We start from the raw sequence: 7,167 nt of genomic DNA on the forward strand, positions 1-7,167 counted from the left end.
CATTTTTGAACATCTATTATAGAAAAACCATCTAAAACAGATGGCAGATTCTGAGTGATTACTTCTTTATTTAATGATTCGCTTTTGGTGAATCGCACTGTATGAGGGCTTGCAGCGTGACATTACTTTTTCAGCCGATTCAATTTGGATCACTGCAACTTGCCAACAAAATTATTATCGCTCCGATGTGTCAATATTCTGCCAATGAACAAGGTGAGTTGAGCTATTGGCATGAGCAGCAATGGGCAAATTATGCCTTGTCGGGTGCAGGGATGTGCATTGTAGAAGCCACCGCAGTACAGGCTGAAGGGCGTATCAGCTATGCAGATTTAGGCTTATGGAATGACATGCAGCGTGCGCAGCTTAAAGCCTTATTGCATAAAGTTAAAAGTTTATCGCCTATGCCATTTGCTGTGCAGTTGGCACATGCGGGACGTAAAGCCTCAACCGATAAACCTTGGCAGGGCAAAGGTCAGTTTAGCCCAAGTGATGCACATGGTTGGCAGACTGTATCGGCCAGTGAGTTACCATTTCAACCGCACGAACATCCTCCGCATGCTTTAACGCAAGATGAAATTCAACAGGTGATTGCAGACTTTGCCAGTGCCGCAGTACGAGCGGTGGATGCAGGTTTTGATTTAATCGAAATTCATGCTGCACATGGTTATTTGCTGCATCAATTTATGTCACCACTGTCTAATCACCGCCAAGATGAATATGGCGGCAGTTTGGAAAATCGGATTCGCCTTACATTGGAAGTATTTCAAGCGATTCAAAATGCTGTTCCACAAGGCTATCCAATTGGGGTGCGAATTTCTGCAACAGACTGGATGGATGATGCAGAGGGTTGGAATGTGGAATCTTCAGTAGGTTTGGCAAAAGCACTGGAGCATTTAGGTGCGGCTTATATTCACGTGTCGAGCGGTGGTTTGCATGTCGATCAAAAAATTGATTTACATGCGGGTTATCAAACACCATTTGCACATGCCATTAAGCAAGCTGTAAAAATTCCTGTAATTGCGGTGGGTTTGATTACCGAAGCGATGCAGGCAGAAGGTATTTTGCAATATGAACAGGCCGATGCGATTGCGATCGCACGTGCGATTTTATATGACCCTCGTTGGCCATGGCATGCTGCGGCAGAATTGGGTGAAAAAATTGAGATTGCCCCGCAATATTTGCGCTGTCAGCCGCATGGGTTTCGTACTTTATTTGCGCCGTTTAAATCCACAGATACGGAAGTGGAATCCTAATATTTTATCTGCTTAAAATAAGTGAAACTTAAACTATTTTGCCGTGCTTTATAGGGAGATTCGGTGTAAGGTAAATCAGTAAAAACCATGTCGATCATGGGCAACACTGAAAAAGGATGTCAGGGTGTTACTGAGTATTTTATTTCCCATTTGTACCGTAGTACTGTTGGGATATTTTGCCGTCAGAAGCCAATTTATTGAGACCAGTGCGATTCAGTTTCTAGGTCAATTTGTCATGAAAGTGGCGTTGCCTGCATTTCTATTGCAGGCATTGGCCAGTAAAAGTTTGTCAGAAATCTGGCATCCCGCTTATTTTTTAGGTTACGGTGGCGGTTCTATTCTGCTGTTTATCTTTGCCTTTTTACTGTATCGGCATTATTTTAATTCAAACTTAACCCATGCCAGTGTCTTGGCAATGGGTGCATCAATGTCAAATACAGGGTTTATTGGCACTGCTATTTTGACTTTGTTGATTGGCAGTCAATCGGCAATTTATTTGTCTTTAACTTTAATTGTCGAAAATTTAATTATTGTGGCATTGATGCTGATTTTGGCAGAACGAGGGCTACAATCTTCAGCGAAATCAGGTTGGCAGGTGTATGCCGAAACTGTGCAGCGCTTACTGAAAAATCCAGTAATTTTATCTATTTTATTGGGTATGCTGTGCGTATTGTTGAATTTCAAACTGCCGCAAGCTATTGCACAAGTGCTGGAAATGTTGGGCAAAACTGCTTCACCTTTGGCTTTATTTGTGATTGGTGGAAGTTTGGTCGGCATGCAAATCAAGTCGTTGAATTTGCAAAGTATTGTTTTGGTTGCATTCAAAGTATTGCTGATGCCACTCACGATTTTTGGAATTTTATGGGCATTAGATGTGAACCGAGAAATGCTATTTGTCGGGACTTTGCTTGCGGCTTTACCAATGCCAATTGCCTTTGGTATTTTCGGGCAGCACTATGGTTTACATGAAAAAGCCTTAGCCCCCTTGGTGTTGAGTACAGTTTTTGGTTTTGTGATGGTGGCGATTTTATTGACACAATCGGGTAAGTATTTATAGCAACGGTATCGAAGTGCTCAAATCATAAAAAAGTCTGTACCATGCTGATACAGACTTTTTTTAAAATTTCTCTGATTAATAGCCTTTATAAAGAAACTATCTTAACTTTTCTTAGCGGTTGCCTTGTTGGAAGCTTTGGCTTGATCTGCCATCATTTTTTCAACCACAGCCAATGATTCTTTGGCTTGCGCTACATTTTCCTGTGCCAGTGAGGCAAAAATCTTTTTCGCTTCAGGCAAGTTTTGCGGCACGATATTGCCATTCACAAACATATTGCCCACTGCCATGAGTGCAGGAATATAACCCTTTTGCGCCAAGTTTTGAATGCTTTGCAGCCCTTGCTTAATTGGTGCTTCATCTTTGTTTTTAAAGCCTGTGCTAATTTCGTACAAGGCTTTTGCATGTATGGCTTGATAATGATCTTTGGCAATTAAAGGTTGTAATAGTTTTAAACCTTTTTGGTCAGATGCTGCCGTATTTTCCGAGAAATATAAAACGGCTAAATCGACTGTGGCATCATTAAAACCCTGATTGGATGCCGTCTGTAAATATTGTTTGGCTTTAGCAGCATCCTGTTTTAAACCCAGTGCGCCAGTAAGATAGTTTTTGCCTAAAACATAACTCGCAACTGGGTAGCCTTTTTGGGCAGATTGCTCATACAACTGAATGGCTTTCTTTTCATTTTTTGCTGTGCCTAGTCCAGTTTGTGTCAAATAGCCTAAGTTATACATGGCTTGCGCATTGCCTGTTTTGGCAAGCTTTTCTAATTCCTGATAGGCATCTTTAACCTTGTTGGCTTGAATTAATTGTTCAATTTTGGCAAAAGCAGGATCGGTTGGAATGTTGCTATTTGCCATACTGATGCTGCTAGATAGGGCGATTGCACCCGCAATGAGTAGTTTTTTCATCATTTGAGTTGTACCTTGTTCTCTTTTACACATCATTCCGTTGATGTGCGTTTTGTTTTTACAGTGGTGCATTCATCATAAGTTGAAAAGTGTGAATGTAAATATAAAAAATGTGTACGAATGCTTTTTCATTGTCATTTGAAGGGAATCTTGCGACTCCCTTAACCTGAGCGGGTGGAATCTATTTTATTGCGGACGTGCAACATCGCCATTCAAATGTTCAGGCAAAGCCAATACTTGTACAGCTAACTCTTCCAAAGCACTTGGTTTGGCAACCACCAACGCTTTAAAACCTTCTGCAGTCGCTATGCTATTCACCACTTCCACATCATTATTCAGTTTGGCGGCAGGTGCAGGGGCTTCGCCTGAACCCTGAATTAAATGCAACCAGTGTTTTGGTTTGGCTTTAAACCATAAACGTGCCACGACTTCCTGACCCAAATAACAGCCTTTGTCATAATGCACGCCATCTCGTTGATGCAAACGCAATTCCTGCGGTTGAAACACTTCTGCTGTTGAGGCTTGAATCCATGCCTGACCTGTTTCAATCGCTTGTAGTTGCCATGCGTTTAAATCAGTCACTTCAGCTGAAAATTCAGTTTGATTGCCCTGAATGGTTGGGTAAACCGTACCGATGGTTTCAAGCTGCATTTTTGAAAATGCACCAAACTTTTTAATGTGTTTGGCTAAATCTTCGGCTTGGTCGGCTGTGCTGATGATTTCAAAACATTCGGACGAGATTTTTTTAAGCCAGAAGCCAAACTGAACGCGTCCTTTTAAACTGCAAATTGCGGTATAACAGGTTGTATTTTCAGCTAATGTTTCGACATTGACTGTTACCTGACCTTGCAGGAATTTTTGTGCATCGACACCGTTTAAACTTAAAGCACTGAAAGCTAAATCGCGCATGAATAACCTTTCACATTGAAATCTAAGACTAAAGAATGAGGTCAATTTTGCGCTATTTTTCAAAAAAAAGCATTTTTAGGGCAAGAATTTTACTCAAAATGTAATTAAATGTTTCAAAAACCCCTGTTTTTATATTTAAGTGTATGAAATATATAGGATTTGGGAAATGGGTTTTTGGCAGCGTACAATGCTTTCGACGGGTGGAAACAATCATCCCATAAGATGTTGAGAACAATAGAGTAAGGGCGAATACCAGATGAATAACAACTACCGCAAACCACTGCAAGGCACTCAGCTCGATTTTTATGACGTGCGACAAGCCGTTGAAGATATCCAGCCAGGCGCTTATGCCAAACTTCCTTATACCTCAAAAGTACTTGCAGAACAGTTAGTGCGCCGTTGTGATCCTGCAATTTTAGAACAATCTTTAAAACAATTGATTGAGCGTAAACAAGAGCATGATTTTCCGTGGTATCCAGCGCGTGTGGTGTGTCACGACATCTTGGGGCAAACTGCGCTTGTTGACTTGGCAGGTTTGCGTGATGCGATTGCCGATCAGGGTGGCGATCCTTCTAAAGTGAACCCTGTCGTACCTACCCAGTTAATTGTCGATCACTCTTTAGCTGTGGAATATGGCGGTTTTGACCCAGATGCTTTCCGTAAAAACCGTGAAGTGGAAGATCGTCGTAATGAAGACCGTTTCCACTTTATTGAATGGACGAAAACTGCATTTGAAAATGTTGATGTGATTCCTGCAGGCAACGGCATCATGCACCAGATTAATCTGGAAAAAATGTCACCAGTCATTCAAAACCGTGAAGGCATTGCATTCCCAGATACTTGTGTGGGTACAGACTCACACACACCACATACCGATGCTTTGGGTGTCATTTCTGTAGGTGTAGGCGGTCTTGAAGCTGAAAACGTGATGTTGGGTCGTGCTTCTTGGATGCGTCTGCCAGACATTATTGGTGTGGAGTTGGTCGGTCAGCGTCAGGCTGGTATTACGGCAACGGACATCGTATTGGCTTTAACCGAGTTTTTGCGTAAAGAACGTGTGGTCGGTGCGTATTTGGAATTCTTTGGTGAAGGTGCAGATAGCATGTCGGTCGGGGATCGTGCCACGATTTCCAACATGACACCTGAATATGGTGCAACTGCTGCCATGTTCTACATCGACCAAAACACCATCGACTATTTAACCTTAACAGGTCGTGAAGCAGATCAGGTCAAACTGGTTGAAACTTATGCTAAAGAAATTGGTCTTTGGGCATCTGAAATGACTCAGGCTGAATATCCACGTGTATTACGTTTTGATCTTTCAACGGTAACTCGTAATATTGCAGGCCCATCGAATCCGCATGCACGTGTTTCAACTGCAGACCTAAAAGAAAAAGGCATTGCAGGTGTGGTTGAAAACCGTACCGATGGTTTAATGCCAGATGGTGCCATCATCATCGCTGCGATTACTTCTTGTACCAATACCTCAAACCCGCGTAATACTGTAGCAGCAGGTTTGTTGGCACGTAAAGCCAATGAGTTAGGTTTAGTACGCAAACCTTGGGTGAAATCATCATTTGCACCAGGTTCTAAAGCGGCTGCATTGTATTTGGAAGAAGCAGGCGTACTGAAAGACTTAGAAAAACTTGGTTTTGGTATTGTGGCTTATGCATGTACCACCTGTAACGGTATGTCGGGCGCATTAGACCCAGCGATTCAACAAGAAATCATTGACCGTGACTTGTATGCGACTGCGGTGCTGTCTGGCAACCGTAACTTTGATGGTCGTATCCATCCGTATGCGAAACAAGCATTTTTGGCATCGCCACCGTTGGTTGTGGCTTATGCGATTGCAGGAACGATTCGTTTTGACATCGAAAAAGATGCTTTGGGCACAGATCAAAATGGTAACCCGATTTATCTGAAAGATATTTGGCCATCTGATGCTGAAATTGATGCTTTGGTGAAAGAATCGGTTAAACCTGAACAATTCCGCCAAGTGTACATTCCAATGTTCGATTTGGGAGAGTCGGAAAAATCTGAAAGTCCACTCTACGACTGGCGTCCACAAAGTACTTATATCCGCCGTCCACCATATTGGGAAGGTGCATTGGCTGCGCCACGTACTTTAGCCAATATGCGTCCGTTGGCAATTTTGGGCGATAACATCACCACAGACCATTTATCTCCATCGAATGCGATTATTTTAGACTCGGCAGCAGGGGAATATTTGGCAAAAATGGGCTTGCCAGAAGAAGATTTCAACTCTTATGCAACGCATCGCGGTGATCATTTGACTGCACAGCGTGCAACTTTGGCGAATCCGAAATTGTTTAATGAAATGGTGGTACGTTCAGACGGCACAATTAAGCAAGGTTCTAAAGCGCGTGTTGAGCCAGAAGGCGAAGTAATGCGTATGTGGGAAGCGATTGAAACTTATATGAACCGTAAGCAGCCGTTAATTATTATTGCGGGTGCAGATTATGGTCAGGGTTCAAGTCGTGACTGGGCTGCAAAAGGTGTGCGTCTTGCGGGTGTGGAAGCAATTGTAGCTGAAGGTTTTGAGCGTATTCACCGTACCAACTTGGTGGGTATGGGCGTATTGCCACTTGAGTTTAAAGCGGGTGTTAACCGTAAAACTTTAGGTTTGGATGGTACGGAACTTTATAGCGTGATTGGTAATATTGCGCCACGTTCAGACTTAACTTTGGTGATTGAGCGTTCAACTGCAGACGGCAAAAATCAAATGATTGAAGTGCCTGTGACTTGCCGTTTAGATACCGAAGAAGAAGTGTCTGTATATGAAGCGGGCGGTGTATTGCAACGCTTTGCGCAGGACTTCTTGGAAGGGAATGTGGCTTGATGTAATTCTTTAAATCCTCCCCAACCCTCCTTTGAAAAAGGAAGGAGTTCCCACTGCTGTCCCATAGTTTGCTTTAAATAAAAAAACCTGAGTCCTAACAGTTAAAATATGAGTGCAAACAAACACTTTAACGACCAGGATTCAGGTTTTGTCACATCAGAATACCGTATTTCATGA

The 7,167-nt window shown here is 42.6% G+C and carries 5 protein-coding genes; 3 read left to right on the plus strand and 2 right to left on the minus strand.

What is annotated here, in order from left to right; all coding sequences use genetic code 11:
- Positions 1–116 precede the first annotated feature (116 nt).
- Together FTV43_RS11715 and FTV43_RS11720 are read left to right on the plus strand one after the other, a co-directional pair.
- The gene (locus FTV43_RS11715; protein ID WP_179994319.1) at positions 117–1,253 is read left to right on the plus strand and encodes an NADH:flavin oxidoreductase/NADH oxidase; all 1,137 of its coding nucleotides are present in this window, start codon (positions 117–119) and stop codon (positions 1,251–1,253) included.
- A gap of 124 nt (positions 1,254–1,377) precedes the next feature.
- Positions 1,378–2,310: an AEC family transporter gene (locus FTV43_RS11720; RefSeq protein ID WP_179995519.1), complete on the plus strand. Its 933-nt coding sequence runs from the start codon at positions 1,378–1,380 to the stop codon at positions 2,308–2,310.
- Positions 2,311–2,411: 101 nt separating this feature from the next.
- Here the strand turns inward: FTV43_RS11720 and FTV43_RS11725 are convergent, their stop codons facing one another.
- Positions 2,412–3,218 (minus strand): tetratricopeptide repeat protein, encoded by an 807-nt coding sequence (locus FTV43_RS11725; RefSeq protein WP_179995521.1) that lies wholly within the window; start codon positions 3,216–3,218, stop codon positions 2,412–2,414.
- 186 nt (positions 3,219–3,404) lie between these two features.
- Entirely contained in the window at positions 3,405–4,127 is a 723-nt protein-coding gene (locus FTV43_RS11730; protein WP_004972410.1) for a folate-binding protein YgfZ, read from the minus strand.
- A 256-nt stretch (positions 4,128–4,383) separates the two neighbouring features.
- Between FTV43_RS11730 and acnD the strand changes: the two genes are divergently transcribed.
- Positions 4,384–6,990, plus strand: a complete 2,607-nt coding sequence (gene acnD, locus FTV43_RS11735; RefSeq protein ID WP_179995520.1) for a Fe/S-dependent 2-methylisocitrate dehydratase AcnD — start codon at positions 4,384–4,386, stop codon at positions 6,988–6,990.
- Positions 6,991–7,167 lie beyond the last annotated feature (177 nt).

Origin of the sequence: Acinetobacter sp. YH16053 (assembly GCF_013417035.1) — a bacterium.
Classification (GTDB): Bacteria; Pseudomonadota; Gammaproteobacteria; order Pseudomonadales; family Moraxellaceae; genus Acinetobacter; species Acinetobacter towneri.